This window comes from Flavobacterium sp. SOK18b (assembly GCF_014156605.1).
Classification (GTDB): domain Bacteria; phylum Bacteroidota; class Bacteroidia; order Flavobacteriales; family Flavobacteriaceae; genus Flavobacterium; species Flavobacterium tiangeerense.
Map to the genome: position 1 here is coordinate 1 of NZ_QKNZ01000025.1, position 18,428 is coordinate 18,428.

The window sequence follows — 18,428 nt, forward strand, 5'->3', positions numbered from 1 at the left end:
TTAATTTTTCAGTCTATAATTTTTATATGTTAGCTAGTTTCACTGCTTATATCGTATTGTTGTACGCGCTCTTACTTAAATTAGAATTTAAAAGAATTGCAATTTGCTTTTTAATTATCTTCTATTTATTTTACTTTTTTAACCTTTACTATTTTCAATATCATAACGATACCGTATTCACCAATAGTTTTGCACTTGGAGTAGTTTTTGTATTACTGTTATCATGTTGCTATTTCATAGAAATTTTTAATTCTAAAAAAATACTTAATTTCAAGAAATCAATTTACTTTTGGTTTATTCTTGGAATTTTGCTTTTTCACGTACCTTTTTTACCTTTTATGTTGGCTATAAAATGGTTTTTAATAAAAAATGATGAATCAATATTTAGCTTAGTGCTTTTTATATTGAATCTATTAATGAACGGCTGTTTTATCATCGGATTTTTATGGAGCGAAAAGAGATACAACTATTAATAATTTCACTTAGTATAATTTTCTTTACACTAATTGTAATACTACTGACTTTGTTCTTTTATTTTTCAAAGAAAAAGAATTCTTTTTTGATTGAACAAATGAAATCCAAGCACTACTTTCAATCTGAATTAGTAAAAACAAGGATAGAAATCAAAGATCAAACCTTATCCGAAATTAGTAAAGAACTTCATGATAATATTGGCCAAATACTATCTGTAGCTATAATGCAACTGAACTTATTTCTATATGATGAAAAAAAGATTATCAAACCCAAAGAACTAAATGGCTTAAAAGAAATCATTGCAAACGCGCTGGATGAAATTAGAATTTTATCGCGAATAATTAATAAAGAAAATACCTTGCAATGTAATTTCATTGAAGCGATACAGCTAGACTTAGATAAAATTAAAAAATTAAAAAAAATTAAATGTATTTTAAATTGGGATGGCATTTCACCCCAAATACATTTTGAACATGAATTATTTATTTACCGAATTTTTCAAGAAGCCATTCACAATAGTTTAAAACATTCCCATAGTGAAACCTTTGAAATCACAATTCAAACCTCAAAAGAATATTTCCTATTAACCTTAACAGATTTCGGAATTGGATACAATACCAATGAATTATCTACCGGTTCTGGATTGAACAACATGAAACTAAGAGCTCAACTTATTGGAGCATCAGTAGATATACATTCCAATAATAATGGCACCTCAATTAAGTTAATTTATCCTTTAACCACAAATCATGAAGACTACCAATAAAATAATTATTGTAGATGATCATCTACTCTTTTCTCAATCCTTAAAACTCTTAATAAATAGTTTTGATGATTTTGAAGTGGTTAATAGCTTCGAAAATGGCAAAGAATTTATTAATCATCTTCAAGAAAACCCTGAAACCATAGTAGATCTAGTACTCTTAGATGTTAACATGCCCATTTTAGATGGATTAAGCACCATTAAATGGATAAAGGAAAACCAACCCAACTTGAATGTTATAGCCCTCTCAGTAAACAATGACGATGAAACCATCATAAAAATGATTACCAATGGTGCCAAAGGATATTTACTAAAAGATACTAGCCCAAAAATTTTTCAAGAAGCAATTATTGCGGTAATTGAAAAAGGCTTTTATTTTACTGAGTTAGTTTCATCTATTTTGATTAATCGAATTGATCGTGACAGTAAAAAAATTATTTTAAAAGAAAAAGAACTCATTTTTCTAAAACTAGCCTGTACCGAAAAAACGTACAAGGAAATTGCAGAGGAAATGTTTCTAAGCCCAAAAACAATCGATGGTTATAGAGAGGTCCTATTTGAAAAACTTGAAATTAAAACTAGAATTGGCCTTGTACTTTATGCTATAAAAAACAAAATCGTTATTATTTAAAATTCTATTTTAACCAAATAAATTTAATGAAAAATGCCCCAAATAGCGTATCACTTTTTGGGGCATTTTCATATATAAAACCTTTTTTACAAACTCTTTATTACAAATTCACTTCTTCTGTTGAGTTCGTGCTCTTCTTCGGTACAGCTCTCTTCAGGAATACATTTTATAATTTGAACTGATTCACCATATCCTTTTGCAAAAATTTGTTTTGGTGAAATTCCTTGATCTAAAAAGTAATCTCTTGTAGCCTGTGCTCGTTTTTGAGATAAGTCTTTATTAAATTTTTCATTTCCTCTATTATCCGTGTGGGAACCTATTTCTACGATCATTTCTGGATATTTTTTCATCAAAGCAACAACTTTATTCAAGATAGTTTTAGAGTCTTTTCTGATATACCATAAATTATAATCAAAATAAATAGGATCGGTCTTGATGATTAAGCGGTCTTTATCTTTTACAACATCTTTTTCATTTGCTAAAATAGTAGAAACTTTTTCAATTTTTTTGGCTTCAGCTAATTCTTGATTTCTTTTTGCATTTAGCGCTATGCTTTTTATTTTCTCAGCCTGAGCTACTTTTTCTTTTTCTTGTTGCAAAGCTATAGCAGTGAGCTTATTTCTCTCTTCTTCCTCTAAAACAAGTTGCTGTTCTCGTTTAATTACCTCATTTGATTTAATTTGCATGGAAGCATCATTATTCTTTTTGCGCTCAGCATTAACTACAATTTTTTTAAATGCTGAAGTATAATTGTCTTTTTCTGCCGTAATTTTATATGTGGATTTACATAATACTTCAAAACTTAATTTACCTTCGCTAGTTGTTATGCTACTTTGTATTATTTCACCATCAGAGTTTTGTATTTGTACCAAGACATTATCTAATGGTAATTTAGTATCAATATCTGTAATAATTCCAGTGATATATTGCTTACAATCTTCAATAATCAATGGTTTCTCTTCTGTGAACGAATAAATATCATCACTGCCTTTACCTCCTGAGCGGTTTGAAGAGAAAAAACCTTCCTTTAAATCTGAATTAATAAAAAAAGCAAAGTCATCATACCCCGAGTTTATGGGTAACCCAACATTTTCAGCTTGCGTAGGAACTCCATTTTGTAAATTCGAAACAAATACGTCTAATGCACCATACCCTTCATGTCCATTTGAAGAAAAATACAACTTATTGTCTTTTGAAACAAATGGAAATTGCTCTTTTCGAGCAGTATTAATTGTATTACCTAGATTAACAGGTACCCCAAAAGTATCTCCATGAATTTCTACTGAAAAAATATCAAATGAACCCAATGTTCCTGGCATGTCTGAAGCAAAATATAATGTTTTTTCATCCAAGCTTAATGCTGGATGTTCAGTTGAATAATTGTCGTTATTAAAAGGCAACGAAATTATATTTGTCCATTTTCCGTTATTCCACGAAGCTCTGAACAACTGCAAATTAGAAACTTTATCTTTATTTTTACCTCGTCTGCCTTTTTTATAGTTATTTCTTGTGAAAAAAATGGTTTTTCCATCTTTTGTAAATACAGCATTTGATTCATGCATAGCTGTGTTTATTTTATTGTCAAAACCATTGGCTACTGAGTCAACTGCGTTTACATTGCGTAACGGAATTGCCATCAAATCAAGATATGATTCGCCATTCCATTTAAAACGTTTATCAAACATACCCATTTTAGATTTGACACCTGCAAATACAAAAGAATTACCTGTAATAAAGCCTCCAAACTCCGTATGGGGTGTATTTATTTTCAAATTTTTAATTTGGTATCTATCCCCAATAGCAGTAACGTTTTCAAGAACTTGAAGGCCTTTTTTATACTTGATCAAAACATCTTTATCTGATAAGGAAGCGTAATATTTTTGTAAAACAGTATAAGCTTCATCATATTTTCCAGATGCTTTTAAAGTTTGTGTATATTTAAAATAATATTCTTCTCCAACTTCATTTCCAAAATTTGTAATTAAAAGTTTATAGTAATACTGAGAAGTATTAAAATCATTTGTATAATAGTAGCAGTCAGCAAGGTTTTGAATTACAATTTGCGAATTATTATCTTGTATTATTGATTTATACAATGGAATTGCTTTATTGTAAAAAGTGCGTTCAAAAAGTCGGTTAGCTCTTTTTAGATTGTCGTCTTGGGCATGTAATAATTGGATGGAAAATACCAATAGTAGCAAGTATATTTTTTTCATAATTTATGTCTTAGAAAAATCGTGGTGATTTATCATATCCTCTGCTGGATAAATCTAAATTAAACAATACAAAAATCTCATGTGTTCCCGAATTAAATGCACCAAGGCTAGAGGTGTTGTAATCGTAAGCATACCCAACACGAATACTTGGTGTAGCTTTTACATTCATCATAGCACTTACTGAATCTCCCAGTCGATATGCCGCTCCAAACTCAAATTTTTCATTGTACAAAAGATTTGCAGTTACATCGAGAGATATTGGCGCACCTGAAACGTATTTTGACATAACAGCTGGCTTAAATTTGAATTGTTCAGATACTTTAAATACATATCCAGCTGTTAGGAAAACATGGGTGTTTTCTCTACTAAAGGAATTGTTACCCGACCTATTTTCAAATTGTTTTGTGGCTAATAAATTTGGGGCAGAAAAACCCACATAATAGTTGTCTGTAAAATAAAAGGCTCCAACACCTACATTTGGCATGATGTCATTTCTGTTTTCTGAAAAAGCATCATCTGTTCCTGGATTACCACTTTCAAATACAAAACCATCAAAATTTGTTTGCAAATTGGTAAATCCAGCTTTTACACCAAAGGATACTTTATCATTGTTATTAAACTCTAGTAAATAAGCAAAATCTGCAAAAAAATTATTTTCTTTTTTTGCTCCGCCGCCTATATCATCTGATATTAATGAAAACCCTACTTCTACTTTTTCATTTACAGGCATGTGTGCAAATAATGTCAATGTTTTTGGTGCACCCACAGCACCCACCCACTGGGATCTATACAAGGTACCCAAATTTAAATTAGACTCTATTCCTGTAGCATAAGCTGGATTTAAAACACTCATATTATACATGTATTGTGTATATTGAGGGTCTTGTTGCGCCGTTAATTTTGTTATTATCAAGAAAAGACTTGATAGTAGTATGAACTTTTTCATGTATTATTTTTTAAAAAATAAAGATTGTTATCTGTTTAAATAAAGGCGTCCTTGCTTTGGTGAAATTCCGTCTTTATTAAAATGAATAACATAAAAATAAACTCCTTCAGGCGCTTTTCCGTTGCTACTTGTTTTAGAGTCTGATGAAGTACCATCCCATTTTGGCTTGTTTTTATTAGCCGTATACAGGAGACTTCCGTATCTGTTGAATATTTCTAATGCATAATTGGGATAGATAAAATCAATATCTGGAATAGAAAAAGTATCATTTACACCATCACCATTGGGTGAAAACCCATCTGGAATAAAAAATTGAGGCGTGACATCACAATTAGTTAAGGAAACTGTAACTTGTAAAGGAGTTGTTGATAAACAATTGTTTGTATTTATTGAATCAAAACCATAATATATTCCATTATCTCGAAGTAAAACTGTACTAGATAATAAATTTCCTCCTGCAGCAGCATCATACCACACTACAGTTCCATTTGAAGTAACATTATTAGACAAACTTTGAATAGTAGGCAAATCTAACCCACAAAATTTCTCCCCATTTTCAAGTAGTACAGGAGTTTGCAATTCATTAATAACAACTTGAGCAAGAGCTAAACCAGATTCGCACCCTGTAGTTGTATTTACCTCTTTTACGTAATAATTCGCAGATTGCAATACCGTTGCCGCAGGTAAGGCAGTTGTACTTGTAAGCGAATTAAACCATCTATACTGAGGGCCATTAGGTACTAGACTGGCTACGGTAGCATTTTGGACTTTACAAAATTCTTGATTGCTTGTAATGGGTGTAATAGGCAAGGCGTTAATCACAAAATCTTTGCTAATAGTATTCATTAAAGCAAGACAGCTCGTATTTGAATCTGTAAGAGATTGTAAATTAAATAATGTTGTTCCGGTATTGGATAATAATGAATTAGGAATGGTATAAGTGGCTCTACCAGCATTAACAAGCAAAGGAACCATTTGAAGACCGCTAGTATTGGCACCAGACAAAGAGTAACTTATTGTTATAGCGGTTAAATTCCCTAATCCCGAAAGTTCAACAACTACGGGCTGATCTTTACAAACGGCTCTAATAGCAACTGATAAATTGCGCGCATCTGGTAGCGCTTTTATCAAAAACGAGCTAACTATTGATGCGGTATTGGTACAATTAGTAGCCAAGTTTGTAATTCTGCTAATGATAAAATTAGTATTTCCCACATTAGGAATTTGCGAAGCAGGAATCTGGAATGATGAAACTCCTGCACGAACCGTAATGGTTATGCTTTGATTAGCAAGACTATTACTTCCAGATAAAGAATACACAATACTATAATCCCCATCTGTTAGATTACTAATTCCTGATAAAGTAACTTCTGCATTTGTTGATTGACAAATAGAATTTATAAGTAAGGAGGCATTATTTGTTTGTGGAATTGGGTTTATTACAATATTAGCGGCAATAGCAGGAATTATATTAGTACAAATTCCTAGAGTGGTTGCGCTTTCTATATTTAGTATAGTTATGGTATAATTTCCAACAGCATTAAAATTACTAGATGGCAAAGGAAAAGTAAAAACGTTATTGGTAAAATTTTGCGTTGTCGAAAAAACAGTGGAATTACCAGAAATGGTATATGTAACCGTATATACTCCATTGGGAATAGCAACTACATTTCTTATCGAAGCTGAAAATTCTGTTGTACCACGCTCATTTTCACAAATTGGTGCATTTACCTGCAAAGTGGCACCTGTATAATCCAGCTGTTTTTCTAAAGTAATAAACAATACTGATGTTTGGTCTACACACACGTTGTTATCTGATAAAACAGTATACGTAAAACGGTAAAATCCTGGCCCGCTCGTGTTGTATATATTTTGAATGTTTACAACAGAGTCTGTATCATCAGTATCATCTAACTCGTTAGTGCCACTTTCTCGCCATACACCTCCAGCATCCTCGCCTACTAAACCATCAAATAGATTATAGTTAGTGTAAGAGTTTAACTCATTAGAACATAATTTGACTTCCTCAGGGATTCCAGCAATAGGAGATCGATAAATAGTTATAAATATTTTTACATCAGGTGGAGCAGGACAAGAACCAATAGCAGGAATAGAATAGGTATATTCGTATGTACTACCGGGATTTAGATTGATGGTATTAAGAGTATTATTGTTCAAACCAAGACTAGTGGTATTTCCTACCCAAGTACCGCCTATTTGTGGAGGAAGAAAATCTCCATTAAAGGCTTCAAATAAATTATATGCAGATTCTGTATTACAAATAGAGGTATTCGCACCAGGAACTCCAGTATATCCTCCTATTCGAACCGTAACTATAGCAGTATCAATGCATCCTGAACTTGTTGTAACGGTATAAGAATACCTATATGTTCCGCTACGACGAATTAATTGAGCATTTAAAATTCCTGTGGTTCTATTGAGACCGCCTGATCTATCTTCATCTCTCCACGTACCACCAGCAGAATGCGAACCAAGTTGCGTTTTAAGATCTATGTTTCTACTGGAAATGTTTGTTATATCACAAATATCAAGCGCTACGTTATCAGTACCAGCAATTCCTTCACATTGACTGTAAGCAGAATGCGAAAGAAAAGCGAAATAAAAAACAACAAAACAAACAACCTTAGTCGAAAAAAAAGGTGATTTTATAGTCATAGTATTAAAATTTAAACAAAACTACACTTTTTTTTAACATTTATTTAAAAATCGTTTATTTATAAGAAAAATAAGTAAAGAAAAGTTTCCGTATTTACGATGTTACAAATTGATTATAATAAAATAGCCCCACACAAAAAGTGTAGGGCTACAAAAACTAACCAAAAATCAACCTCATTCTTACATTTATTTTTTAGGTAACACAACAGTATCTACAACATGAATGACACCATTTGATTGGTTAACATCAGCAATCGTTACTTTTGATTGGCCACCATTTTCATCTGTAATGTAAAGATCTTTACCTTTCATCCAAGCTGTTAATGTTCCGCCACTTACTGTTTTTAGTGTAGCTTTTCCATTTCCTGCTTTAATTGCTTTTGCAATATCTACAGCATTCATTTTCCCAGCAACTACGTGGTAAGTTAAGATAGTTTGCAATGTTTTTAAATTTTCTGGTTTTAATAAAGTATCAACTGTACCTGTTGGCAACTTATCAAACGCTGCATTTGTTGGGGCAAAAACGGTGAATGGTCCTTTACTTTGTAATGTTTCTACTAGTCCAGCTGCTTGTACTGCTGCTACTAGCGTGGTGTGATCTTTTGAGTTTACAGCATTTTCAACAATGTTTTTTGAAGGATACATTGCTGCTCCACCAACCATTACTGTTTTTTGTGCAAAAGAAGTTGCTCCAAATACTAATGCCATAAAAGCAACTGATAAAAATTTTCTAGTTTTCATAAAATTTAATTGTTTAAGTTATATAAAGTCATTTACGCTCCTTTTATGAATATGGTTTTACTTAAAAAATAAAGAAAAGCAAAATAAAACCACAAATACCTAAATATCAATATATTAACAAATATACACTGAAATAAATTAGCACTTTTTTAACAACCATAAACTATTTTTAGTACATTAGGATATAAACTTTAAGCTATGAAAAACCTAAATGAAAAAATTAGAAGCAAAAAATTAGAGTCTAGAGTTGATTTAACCGCTATGGTGAGTGTGTCTTTTCTTTTGATCGTGTTTTTCATGGTCACTATTGATTTGGCAAAGCCTAATGAAATACAGCTAGATTTACCATATCATGATGAGTCTACTTGTGGGAAAATCTCATGTATTAGTGAATACAGAATAATTACAATGCTATTAGATGACAACGACAAGTTAGTAAGCTATCAAGGCCTTTTATCCTACCCGATTGAAAAACCCAAAATGTTATCGTACGATTCAAATGGAATTCGTCAAGAGCTTCGCAATAAAAAAAAATCAATTCAAGAGTTTTACGGTGATTCTTCCAGAGGACCAATTGTGATTATAAAACCAAGTAAAAAATGCAATTATAAAAATCTAATTGATATATTAGATGAAATGGCTATTGCCAAAATTGATACCTACGCGATCCTTAATGATTTTACACCCGAAGAGTCTCAATTATTGGCAGCTAATTAACCCATAAACTTTGTTTGCGATAAATACCAACATTAAAGCTAAATTGACAACTGCAAACAAACTCCCTAGCCCTGATAGCAGCGTAAATCCTTTTTTCGTCTTGAACTTGTTTCACGATCCTGAAACAAGTTCAGGACGAAAAAGATTGAAGCGAATAGCAGGAAAAAGCTCCTAGAAATTAGAACTACAAAAAAAGCCCCACATTGCTGTGGGACTTTCTATTTATAAAAAACGGAGAATTATTTTTTCTCTGATTTTTCCATTTTAGCTTTCAATGCAGCTAACATATCATTGTTATCTCCTAAAGTTGCAGCTGGTGCATTTGTAGAAGAGTTAGATGATGTGTTTTCTGAAGCTGATTTCACATTTTTCTCTTCTTCTTCACGGAAGATAGCAGTGTGAGATGCAACTACTCTTTTGAATTCTTTGTTGAATTCGATTACTTTGAAATCAGCAGTATCGCCTTTTTTCAATTTCTTTCCGTCTTCTTTTTCAAGGTGACGAGTTGGAATGAAAGCAACGATATCATCTCCGAATTCTACAGTAGCTCCTTTGTCAACAATTTCAGAAATTTCACCATTGTGGATAGTTCCTACAGCGAAAGAATCTTCATACTGATCCCAAGGATTAGCAGTTGTTTGTTTGTGACCTAAAGATAATTTACGTCCATCAACATCCAATTCTAATACTACAACGTCAAGTTTTTCACCAACGTTTACGAATTCAGATGGGTGCTTGATTTTCTTAGTCCAAGATAAGTCAGAGATATAGATTAATCCATCAATTCCTTCTTCTAATTCTACGAAAATTCCAAAGTTTGTAAAGTTTCTAACAATACCTGTGTGCTTAGAACCTACTGGGTATTTAGCAGTGATATCAGTCCAAGGATCTTGAGATAATTGTTTGATACCTAATGACATTTTACGGTCATCTCTATCTAAAGTTAAGATAACAGCTTCAACAACATCACCAACTTTTACGAAATCTTGAGCAGAACGTAAGTGCGTAGACCAAGACATTTCAGAAACGTGGATTAAACCTTCAACACCTTCAGCAACTTCGATAAATGCACCGTAATCAGCGATTACAACTACTTTACCGTTTACTTTATCACCAATTTTCAAATCAGCATTTAAAGCATCCCATGGGTGAGCGTTTAATTGTTTCAATCCTAATTGAATTCTTGTTTTCTCATCATCGAAATCAAGGATTACAACGTTCAATTTTTGATCTAATTCAAGAACTTCAGATGGGTGGTTGATTCTAGACCAAGAAAGGTCAGTAATGTGAATCAATCCATCAACTCCACCTAAGTCAATAAACACACCATAAGAAGTAATGTTTTTAACAACACCTTCCAATACTTGTCCTTTTTGTAATTGACCGATGATTTCTTTTTTCTGGATTTCAATATCCGCTTCAATAAGCGCTTTGTGAGATACAACTACGTTTTTAAATTCGTGGTTAATTTTCACAACTTTGAACTCCATCATTTTGTTTACGTATACATCGTAATCTCTAATTGGCTTAACATCAATTTGAGATCCTGGTAAGAACGCTTCAATTCCGAAAACGTCAACGATCATACCACCTTTAGTTCTGCATTTAACAAAACCATTAACGATTTCACCTGTTTCGTTAGCCGAAATAACTCTATCCCAAGATTTGATAGTACGTGCTTTACGGTGAGATAATACTAACTGACCTGTTTTATCCTCACGGATATCAATTAATACCTCAACAGTATCACCTACTTTTAATGCTGGGTTGTAACGGAATTCATTCAATGAAATTACACCTTCAGATTTAGCGTTGATATCAACGATAACGTCTCTATCTGTAATTCTTACAACTGTTCCTTCTACAACTTCCTCTTGATCAGTTGCAATAAAAGTTTTAGAAACTAATTCCTCAAACTCTAATAAGTTTTTTTCATCAACAGCATCAATACCTTCTTCGAAATTGTGCCAGTTAAAATTTGCTAAAAACTCTTCTTGTGATTTTACTTGTTCAGACATGCTGATTAAAAATTTGTATTCTGTATTTTCTCGAGTTTCTTAATGTGCTAGAAAACAGCAGAAGTTGTTTGTATAGATGATTGAACCCCAAAGGAAACTCTTATTCACCTTAAGGACTGCAAAAGTAATACATTAATTTTGATTACCAAAATTTTAAACTCTAGATAATCAATTGATAATAAGGAGCAGAAGATACAGTCTTTTTCAAGAAGCCCGTTCCCGCTTTTCGCTATATCTTTTATAAGGCTTCTAGTTCGCCGCAGCGAACTAGAAGCCTTATAAAAGGATGCCGCTGCAATCGGGGCTATTTTACTAGAATTCGTACTTTCAAGAACAAAAAAAACCCGATCACGCAGTTGCTATCGGGTTTAATCTATTTTTATGTTTCTCTTTAATGACTAATTTGCTCTACATCCAAAGGATTATGTTTGTGTTTGAATAAAACAGCAAATGCAACTGCTATTATCAATGCATAAATGGCAAAAGCAAGCCAAATAGTATGCCAATCTTTCATTAATATAACCGAATCAAAAAGGCCATCTGCATCAATAGTTTTACCTTGACTTGTAACAAAATCAGCCATTTTAGAATTAGTTGGCTCCGTTTGCAAGAAACCTGCTAAATCTGTAGTACTCGTAAATGACTTGGTGAAATATTTATCTATTGCCCAACCTGAGGTGAAACTTCCTAAAACCGCTCCAAAACCATTGGTCATCATCATAAACAACCCTTGGGCTGACGATCTGTTTTTGGCGTCTGTATTCGTTTCAACAAATAAGGATCCTGAGATATTAAAGAAGTCAAACGCCATTCCGTACACTACACATGACATAATAATCATCCATAAACCGCTTGTAGGGTTTCCATAAGCAAACAACCCAAAACGCAATACCCACGCTAACATACTTATTAACATGACTTGTTTAATTCCAAAACGTTTCAAGAAAAATGGAATTGCCAAGATAAACAAGGTCTCAGAAATTTGGGATATAGACATGATAATTGTAGAATATTCTACTACAAATGAATCGGCATATTTAGGAAAATGCTTGAATTCATCAAGAAAAACATCACCATAAGCATTTGTTAATTGCAGTGCTCCTCCTAAAAACATGGAGAAAACAAAGAATAACGCCATTTTATAATCAGCAAATAATTTAAACGATTCCAATCCTAAAGTCTCCATCAAAGAGGCGTTTTCTTTTGACAATCGTTGTGGTTTACAAGGTGGCAAAGTAAAAGCATACAAACCAAGGGCTACAGCTGCCAAACCCGCAATATAAAATTGATATTCCGTTGCTTTATTACCTGTTAAATTAGTAATCCACATAGCTGCAATAAACCCAACTGTTCCCCAAACTCTAATAGGTGGGAAATTTTTGATGACATCTTTATTGTTTAATTTTAACGCATTGTAGGAAATTGAATTACTCAATGCGATAGTTGGCATATAAAAACACATAGCCAAAAGCATGATGTAAATAAAATTTTCAGGTGTTGTAACTTGAGGAATATAAAACAATACTCCAGCATAAAATATATGTAGCGCTCCGTACAACTTTTCAGCATTGATCCATCGGTCTGCCATAATACCAGTTAGGGTTGGCATAAACAATGACGCTATCCCCATGGTACTAAAAACCAATCCAAACTGGGTTCCTTCCCAACTTTTTGTACCAAACCAATAATTTGCAATGGTAATCAACCAAGCTCCCCAAACAAAAAACTGGAGAAAACTCATTATGATCAATCTATTTTTAATTCCCATGAGATGAATTGTTTTTTTTTTACTTTAAAAAATTTACAAGGCGTAAATCTACCATTAAAAATGATATCTGCAAATAATTATATCGTTTTAGTGATTTCGTTGACCATTTCTAAAACTTGAGTAAATTGTTCCTCACGACTCAAATGTGAATTGTCAATTTCAATTGCATCTTCTGCCATCACTAAAGGCGAATCTTCTCGATGGGTATCTATGTAATCTCGTTCTTCAACATTTTTAAGTACTTCCTCATAGGTTACTGCATCTCCTTTAGCAACTAACTCATCATACCGCCTTTGTGCTCTGGTGCTAGCACTTGCCGTCATGAATATTTTAAGCTCGGCATCAGGAAATACCACAGTGCCAATGTCTCGTCCATCCATAACAATTGCCTTGTTCTTGCCCATTTCTTTTTGTTGTTCCACTAATTTAGCTCGAACTTGAGAAACCTCAGCAACCTTGCTCACAAAACGCGATACTTCAATGGTTCGAATTTCGGTTTCAACATTGACATCGTTCAAAAAAACCTCTGCAAATCCTAACTCCGCATTAAATTCAAAATGCAGTTTAATAGCAGGCAAACTCGCAATTAAAGTGCTACTATCAAAAGCATCTGCATTGATGTACCCTTGTTTCATAGCAAAAAAAGTTACGGCACGATACATTGCTCCTGTGTCTACATAAATATATCCTAAATGTTTTGCTAATTGCTTTGCTAGCGTACTTTTTCCCGTTGATGAAAATCCATCTATTGCAATGGTAATTTTTTTTGTCAAAATATAAAATTTAAGGTAATTGAAATGAATAAACTATTCTTGAAAATTTATGGTTAGCCCAAAGAGACTCGTGTTTCCAGCAAGCGTATATCTGGAATAGGAATAATTGAACTTAAGTTTGTTTAATTTGAGTCCAAAACCAAATGAAAGTCCTGAAAAATTACGTTGTTCTTGAATACGTAATTCCTCGGCCCGCCTAAAATTGTATCCCAAACGCAAGTTGAATCCTCTTTTTGGGAACAACTCTACTCCTGCAATTACATGCCTCAAAGCATTATTTACAAAAGATACTTTTTCAGGAGTTGCTGCTCCATTAAAAGATTGTTCTGATCGCGCTGGATTAGCAAAAGCAATATTCCATTGTTGTAAATTCTCTAATGTTAAATGCCATCGAATGGGAACATTTTCTAACTCTTGCGACACTCCTACTAAAACCTCCAAAGGTAACTTTTCTCGAACACCATTGTATGTAGAAAATTGAGTACCTAGATTTCGTATGACCAATGCCCAATTGACATCGTTCCGTTCATCAATAAATAGCGCCCCAATGTCTAATGCTCCTCCAAAAGAACGATAGGTTTCTAGACTAGACGAAATCAACTTAGCACTAGCACCAATATGCAAATCGGTATAAGGAACATTGTATGCATACCCCATAGATAAGGCTACTTCGCTTCCTGAAAAGGCAGCTGTGGCTTGACCATTTTCGTCATAGCCCTCAAAACTACCATAATTGATATAATTTACACCCGCTTGAAACGTTTGCAGGTGTCTGTCATAGGTATACGCATAAGAAGCGGTTCCGTACGTAAGCGCTCCATAGTAATTTCCGTAATTAAGTGCTAAATGATTATCCATCTCAGCATTGATTGTGGCTGGATTAAAATGAGCTTGATTCACATCATTATCATATATAGTCAACACTTTCCCTCCTAATGCCGCTTGCCTTGGAGAGGCAACGAGATTTAAAAACTGATATATTGTTTTACCGCCTATCTGACCGATTGATGCGGTACCGTAGAGTAACAAACTGAATATCACTATTTTTTTAAACATGTTGCGAAAGCGCCAAAAGTATAAAATGATAACGCCAGTGCGAAGATATTATTTTTTAGAAAAAGAAAAGTTTAAAAAGGGACAATTCAGTCCTTAAAATCAACAGTTCAGTATAAAACCTTTTTGAATCGTTTGGTTTACATCTAGTTTTGACAAAGAATTAAAATCTAAAACTAAAAACCATGAAAAATTTACTTTTTACAACGCTACTATTTTTATGTATGTATAATGTTCAAGCTCAAATGGACGATAAATTTTATTATCCAAAAAAAGCAAAAACAGTTACTATAGATTCTTTACAATTCAAAGAGCATAATTATTATATTGAAAAAGAAACTATCAATACTGTTGTTTTGTCACCAGAACAAAAACAACCCAAGGCGACTATCCTTTATTTTCATGGTGCAGGTGGTAATTGTATGAGTTATGTACCTTTTGTAAAACCTTTGGTTAAAAATGGCTACGAAGTAATTATGATTGACATGAGAGGCTACGGAAAATCAAGTGGTAAACCCACTCACCTCAACATTGCAGCAGATGCTCAAATTATTTTTAATGAAATTCTTAAAAATACCGACTTTAAAAACAAAAAAATTATCATTTACGGCGCATCAATGGGAACACAAGTTGCTGTTAATTTATCCAAAAACAATCAAGATAAAATAAGCGGATTAATTGTAGACGGCGTTTTTAGTTCCTTTACAGAAATAGCAGTTAGTAAAACTCCCGAAGCGCAACATCAAATGATTCGTATGTATGTAACTTCGCCTTATTCCGCAGCAGAAGATATCAAAAGCATACAATCAGTACCTGTTTTATTTATTCATTCTAAAACTGACAAAGACGTGCCGTTTAGCCAATGTGAAACGGTGTATAACAATACCAAAACTAAAAAAGAACTTTGGATATATGAGGGCGACCACTTGAAAGCGCCACAATTATTCCCAACTATTTTCATACAAAAAGTAAACGCACTATTGCAATAACGATATCCCATTTATAAAAAAATCCAAATTCTTGAACTGAAAAAACAGTTTTGGAATTTGGATTTTTATTGATTTCGAAAACGACTTACTTACAATGTTTTTGCGTTTTTAACTTTCTGATCTGTTAAAGCAAATTGCAATACTTCGCTCATTTCCTTTACATAATGAAAAGTTAGTCCTTCTAAATATTCTGGTTTGATCTCGTCAATATCATTTTTATTTTCGTGACACAAGATAATTTCTTTAATATTTGCTCTTTTAGCCGCAAGAATTTTTTCTTTGATTCCGCCTACAGGTAATACTTTACCACGCAAAGTAATTTCGCCAGTCATGGCAAGGTTTTTCTTAACACGTTTTTGGGTAAACAACGATACTAACGAAGTCAACATAGCAATACCTGCACTTGGTCCATCCTTTGGCGTAGCTCCTTCAGGAACGTGCAAATGAATGTTGTATTTAGAAAGCATGTCCGATTCTAATCCTAAAAGTTTGGTATTAGCCTTGATGTATTCCAAAGCAATTGTAGCCGATTCTTTCATGACTGTACCTAGATTACCCGTAATACTCATGGTGCCTTTCCCTGGAGAAAGCAAAGATTCTATAAACAAAATATCACCACCAACTGAAGTCCACGCTAATCCAGTAACTACTCCTGCTACATCATTATTTTCGTATTTATCACGCTCTAAACGCGCAACACCAAGTGTTTTTACAAGATCTTCGTCAGTTACTTTTTTATTGTACTCTTCCTCCATTGCAACTGACTTGGCTGCGTTTCGAATCACTTGCGCAATTTTACCCTCAAGTCCACGTACGCCTGATTCTCTAGTATATCCTTCCACAATTTTTTCCAATTGTTTTTTACCAATAGTCAAATCCTTAGTAGTTAAACCATGCTCTTTTAATTGTCTAGGAAACAAATGCTGACGTGCTATTTCTACTTTTTCTTCAATGGTATAGCCTGACATTTTGATGATTTCCATTCTGTCTCGCAAAGCAGGCTGAATGGCTGCCATATTATTTGAAGTAGCAATAAACATTACTTTTGAAAGATCATATCCCATTTCCAGGAAATTATCATAAAAAGAATTGTTTTGCTCCGGATCTAAAACTTCAAGCAATGCTGATGATGGATCACCTTGATGACTGTTTGACAATTTATCAATTTCATCTAAAACAAAAACCGGATTTGATGTTCCCGCTTTTTTCAAACTTTGAATGATTCGGCCTGGCATAGCGCCAATATACGTTTTTCTGTGACCACGAATTTCAGATTCATCACGCAAACCACCCAATGAAATACGCACATATTCCCTACCCAATGCTTCAGCAATTGAACGCCCAATAGAGGTTTTACCAACACCTGGAGGTCCTGTCAAGCAAATGATTGGCGATTTCATATCGTTACGCAATTTTAAAACAGCTAGATGTTCTATCATTCGTTTTTTAACTTCTTCTAAACCAAAATGGTCTCTATCTAAGATTTTTTGAGCGCGTTTTAAATCAAAAATATCTTTGGAGTATTCGTTCCAAGGCAAATCAAGAAACAACTCTAAGTAATTTCTTTGAATACCAAAATCAGGTGCCTGAGGATTCATTCGGCGCATTTTAGAAAGTTCTTTTTCAAAATGCTTTTTGGTTTTATCGTCCCACTTTTTGGTTAAGGATTTTTGCAACATCTCGTCCATTTCTTCCTCTTGCGAAACGCCACCCAGTTCTTCTTGAATGGTTTTCATTTGTTGGTGCAAGAAATATTCTCGTTGTTGCTGATCTAAATCAAAACGAACCTTAGACTGAATATCATTTTTCAATTCGAGTTTTTGCAACTCGATATTCATATAACGCAAAGTCTCTAATGCTCTTCCTTTTAGTTCATTGATAGCCAATAAATCTTGCTTTTCTTTAACCAATAAATTCATGTTTGAAGTCACGAAATTGATTAAAAAAGATTGACTTTCGATGTTCTTTATTGCAAAAGTTGCTTCGCTAGGAATGTTAGGACTTTCTTTGATAATTTGAATCGCTAGTTCTTTTATAGAATCAAGAATAGCTAAGAATTCCGTGTCATTTTTCTTCGGACGTTTTTCTGGAACTTCTTTTATTTTTGCAGTAAGATAGGGATCCTCAGAAACTACAGAGTCAATTTCGAAACGTTTTTTACCCTGAAGAATTACCGTTACATTACCGTCAGGCATTTTTAAAACGCGCAAAATACGTGCAACAGTACCTATTTTATGAATATCTTCCTTGGTTGGATCTTCGTCTTCTTCATTGATTTGAGCTACTACACCTATTGTTTTCCCTGCTGCATTGGCATCATTAATCAATTTAATTGATTTATCACGTCCTGCAGTAATTGGGATAACAACACCAGGAAATAAAACCATATTACGCAAAGGTAAAATGGATAGTAATTCTGGCAAAGCTTCATTATTCATTTCTTCTTCGTCCTCTGGAGTCAATAAAGGAATTAAATCTGCTTCTGAATCAAATTCTTGAAGTGACAAATTGTCAATGGTAAGTATTTTATGATTTGACATATATTTAATTAAGTCTTTTTGTCATTAAAAAAAGTTTTTGGATCACAAATATAGGATTTCAGAATCGTCTTTATTGAAAAAAACAAGGATTAATCTTTATTAAATGACCATCAAGTAAAAGTC

Annotated in this window: 13 protein-coding genes; 4 read left to right on the forward strand and 9 right to left on the reverse strand. The window is 33.2% G+C overall.

Features of this window, described 5'->3' with window-relative positions; all coding sequences use genetic code 11:
• Window positions 1-571: 571 nt before the first annotated feature.
• Together DNC80_RS05730 and DNC80_RS05735 are read left to right on the forward strand one after the other, a co-directional pair.
• The gene (locus DNC80_RS05730) at window positions 572-1,240 is read left to right on the forward strand and encodes a sensor histidine kinase (protein ID WP_255493175.1); all 669 of its coding nucleotides are present in this window, start codon (window positions 572-574) and stop codon (window positions 1,238-1,240) included.
• Complete coding sequence (locus tag DNC80_RS05735) at window positions 1,224-1,868, forward strand: response regulator transcription factor (protein ID WP_182649989.1); 645 nt, start codon at window positions 1,224-1,226, stop codon at window positions 1,866-1,868. Before DNC80_RS05730 ends, DNC80_RS05735 begins: the two co-directional genes overlap by 17 nt.
• A gap of 86 nt (window positions 1,869-1,954) precedes the next feature.
• On the opposite strand, the gene DNC80_RS05740 is transcribed toward DNC80_RS05735, so the two are convergent.
• The 4 genes from DNC80_RS05740 to DNC80_RS05755 all read right to left on the reverse strand — a co-directional run bounded on the left by DNC80_RS05740 (window position 1,955) and on the right by DNC80_RS05755 (window position 8,447).
• Window positions 1,955-4,084 (reverse strand): OmpA family protein, encoded by a 2,130-nt coding sequence (locus DNC80_RS05740; protein WP_182649991.1) that lies wholly within the window; start codon window positions 4,082-4,084, stop codon window positions 1,955-1,957.
• 10 nt (window positions 4,085-4,094) lie between these two features.
• Window positions 4,095-5,030 (reverse strand): type IX secretion system membrane protein PorP/SprF, encoded by a 936-nt coding sequence (locus tag DNC80_RS05745; protein WP_182649993.1) that lies wholly within the window; start codon window positions 5,028-5,030, stop codon window positions 4,095-4,097.
• A 27-nt stretch (window positions 5,031-5,057) separates the two neighbouring features.
• Window positions 5,058-7,706: a gliding motility-associated C-terminal domain-containing protein gene (locus DNC80_RS05750; RefSeq protein WP_182649997.1), complete on the reverse strand. Its 2,649-nt coding sequence runs from the start codon at window positions 7,704-7,706 to the stop codon at window positions 5,058-5,060.
• Between the two features lie 186 nt (window positions 7,707-7,892).
• Entirely contained in the window at window positions 7,893-8,447 is a 555-nt protein-coding gene (locus DNC80_RS05755; protein ID WP_182649999.1) for a fasciclin domain-containing protein, read from the reverse strand.
• Between the two features lie 198 nt (window positions 8,448-8,645).
• Between DNC80_RS05755 and DNC80_RS05760 the strand changes: the two genes are divergently transcribed.
• Window positions 8,646-9,164 (forward strand): biopolymer transporter ExbD, encoded by a 519-nt coding sequence (locus DNC80_RS05760; RefSeq protein WP_182650001.1) that lies wholly within the window; start codon window positions 8,646-8,648, stop codon window positions 9,162-9,164.
• Window positions 9,165-9,403: 239 nt separating this feature from the next.
• On the opposite strand, the gene rpsA is transcribed toward DNC80_RS05760, so the two are convergent.
• From rpsA to porQ, 4 genes are all read right to left on the reverse strand, one after another.
• Window positions 9,404-11,182, reverse strand: a complete 1,779-nt coding sequence (gene rpsA, locus DNC80_RS05765) for a 30S ribosomal protein S1 (RefSeq protein ID WP_144891072.1) — start codon at window positions 11,180-11,182, stop codon at window positions 9,404-9,406.
• Window positions 11,183-11,573: 391 nt separating this feature from the next.
• Window positions 11,574-12,950: a nucleoside permease gene (locus DNC80_RS05770; protein WP_182650003.1), complete on the reverse strand. Its 1,377-nt coding sequence runs from the start codon at window positions 12,948-12,950 to the stop codon at window positions 11,574-11,576.
• 77 nt (window positions 12,951-13,027) lie between these two features.
• Window positions 13,028-13,723 carry a (d)CMP kinase gene (cmk, locus tag DNC80_RS05775; RefSeq protein ID WP_182650005.1) on the reverse strand — a complete coding sequence of 232 codons (696 nt, stop codon included), beginning with the start codon at window positions 13,721-13,723 and terminating at the stop codon, window positions 13,028-13,030.
• A 33-nt stretch (window positions 13,724-13,756) separates the two neighbouring features.
• A complete protein-coding gene (gene porQ / locus DNC80_RS05780; RefSeq protein WP_182650007.1) occupies window positions 13,757-14,779 on the reverse strand; it encodes a type IX secretion system protein PorQ in 1,023 nt (340 codons plus the stop codon).
• A gap of 182 nt (window positions 14,780-14,961) precedes the next feature.
• Here porQ and DNC80_RS05785 point away from each other — a divergent pair, with 182 nt between their 5' ends.
• Window positions 14,962-15,765 carry an alpha/beta hydrolase gene (locus DNC80_RS05785; protein ID WP_182650009.1) on the forward strand — a complete coding sequence of 268 codons (804 nt, stop codon included), beginning with the start codon at window positions 14,962-14,964 and terminating at the stop codon, window positions 15,763-15,765.
• Between the two features lie 89 nt (window positions 15,766-15,854).
• Here DNC80_RS05785 and lon read toward each other — a convergent pair whose 3' ends face one another.
• The gene (gene lon / locus DNC80_RS05790) at window positions 15,855-18,305 is read right to left on the reverse strand and encodes an endopeptidase La (protein ID WP_182650012.1); all 2,451 of its coding nucleotides are present in this window, start codon (window positions 18,303-18,305) and stop codon (window positions 15,855-15,857) included.
• Between the last annotated feature and the right edge of the window lie 123 nt (window positions 18,306-18,428).

Excerpts from the sequence above, each read along its gene's own strand:
- rpsA (WP_144891072.1), bottom strand. The coding sequence starts at position 11,182 with ATGTCTGAACAAGTAAAATCACAAGAAGAGTTTTTAGCAAATTTTAAC.
- DNC80_RS05760 (WP_182650001.1), top strand. The coding sequence starts at position 8,646 with ATGAAAAACCTAAATGAAAAAATTAGAAGCAAAAAATTAGAGTCTAGA.
- DNC80_RS05770 (WP_182650003.1), bottom strand. The coding sequence starts at position 12,950 with ATGGGAATTAAAAATAGATTGATCATAATGAGTTTTCTCCAGTTTTTT.
- DNC80_RS05735 (WP_182649989.1), top strand. The coding sequence starts at position 1,224 with ATGAAGACTACCAATAAAATAATTATTGTAGATGATCATCTACTCTTT.
- lon (WP_182650012.1), bottom strand. The coding sequence starts at position 18,305 with ATGTCAAATCATAAAATACTTACCATTGACAATTTGTCACTTCAAGAA.
- DNC80_RS05730 (WP_255493175.1), top strand. The coding sequence starts at position 572 with ATGAAATCCAAGCACTACTTTCAATCTGAATTAGTAAAAACAAGGATA.
- DNC80_RS05785 (WP_182650009.1), top strand. The coding sequence starts at position 14,962 with ATGAAAAATTTACTTTTTACAACGCTACTATTTTTATGTATGTATAAT.
- DNC80_RS05755 (WP_182649999.1), bottom strand. The coding sequence starts at position 8,447 with ATGAAAACTAGAAAATTTTTATCAGTTGCTTTTATGGCATTAGTATTT.
- DNC80_RS05745 (WP_182649993.1), bottom strand. The coding sequence starts at position 5,030 with ATGAAAAAGTTCATACTACTATCAAGTCTTTTCTTGATAATAACAAAA.
- DNC80_RS05750 (WP_182649997.1), bottom strand. The coding sequence starts at position 7,706 with ATGACTATAAAATCACCTTTTTTTTCGACTAAGGTTGTTTGTTTTGTT.
- porQ (WP_182650007.1), bottom strand. The coding sequence starts at position 14,779 with ATGTTTAAAAAAATAGTGATATTCAGTTTGTTACTCTACGGTACCGCA.
- DNC80_RS05740 (WP_182649991.1), bottom strand. The coding sequence starts at position 4,084 with ATGAAAAAAATATACTTGCTACTATTGGTATTTTCCATCCAATTATTA.